This is a genomic window from Vibrio sp. 1159 (genome assembly GCF_033340395.1).
Lineage (GTDB): Bacteria > Pseudomonadota > Gammaproteobacteria > Enterobacterales > Vibrionaceae > Vibrio > Vibrio alginolyticus.
Genome location: NZ_JAWOWL010000165.1, coordinates 1 through 1,111 on the forward strand (window position 1 = coordinate 1; position 1,111 = coordinate 1,111).

Consider the following 1,111-nt stretch of genomic DNA (forward strand, 5'->3'; position numbering starts at 1 on the left):
AATCACATCGGTAGTAGGTATCATTCTGGTAGTTGTGTTCTTTATCACGTCGTCGGATTCAGGCTCTCTTGTGATCGATACGATTGCTGCTGGTGGTAAAGTCGATGCGCCAACACCACAACGTGTTTTCTGGTGTACGTTTGAAGGTTTAGTCGCCATCGCACTGATGCTCGGTGGCGGGCTGGCAGCGGCTCAAGCGATGGCAGTAACTACAGGCTTACCATTTACCATCGTATTGCTTGTTGCGACAGTTTCTTTGATTAAAGGTCTAATGGATGAGCCTCGTCCAAGTACCAAGGTAGTCAAAAAAGATAAATAGCCACGACGACAAAACTAACCTTAAAACGGCATGCGAAAGTGTGCCGTTTTTTTATGTAAAAAACCTTAAGTCCCCTCTTTGAAACCCCACTGCATTCTGACTCATGTTGAGTTGTTTCGTATTAAATGATGCTTTAATAAATTAGAGTTCAAACTATTTTAATTTTAGGTTAAATGTTATTTTTATGTGATTTTAATCACATTGATCCAGATTAAAACGTCAATTATTTGATTTTCAACCGTAAAGAATGTCCATAATAAATACGAAATTTAATTAGACGTCAAAGGATATGTATTTCAAAATGATCACATCAGCACCTTGGGTGCTTTATCCAGAAATTGGAGAAAACCCAAGCAAAAAATGGATTTTTCGTGAACCTAAAATCTCTGATGGTGACGGCATTTACAGCTTAATTGCAGATTGTCCTCCGTTGGACATGAACTCTTCTTACTGCAATTTTCTACAGTCAACGCATTTCAGCAAAACCAGCATTTTGGTTGAGCACAAAGGCGACATCGCTGGCTTCATCTCGGGTTATCAGAAGCCTGACGAACAAGACGTATTATTCATTTGGCAAGTCGCCGTATCACCTCGATTCAGAGGTAACGGTTTAGCATTTCGTATGCTCAAGGAGCTTCTCGAAAGGGAAGCGCTGAGCGAGGTTAAATCGGTAGAAACGACCATCACGGAAGATAACCAAGCCTCTTGGGCGTTGTTCAAAAAGTTAGATGCGATGAACGGCAATCATGGCCAAGTCAGCACCTTTTTGGATGAAAAAGCCCATTTTAAAGG

Annotated in this window: 2 protein-coding genes; both read left to right on the top strand. The window is 41.0% G+C overall.

Features of this window, described 5'->3' with window-relative positions; all coding sequences use genetic code 11:
• Positions 1-319, top strand: a 319-nt coding sequence (locus R7127_RS26740; protein WP_318148740.1) for a BCCT family transporter, incomplete at its 5' end; no start/stop codon positions are given.
• 301 nt (positions 320-620) lie between these two features.
• Positions 621-1,111 (top strand): diaminobutyrate acetyltransferase (gene ectA / locus R7127_RS26745; RefSeq protein WP_318148741.1); only part of this gene is annotated, 491 nt, incomplete at its 3' end.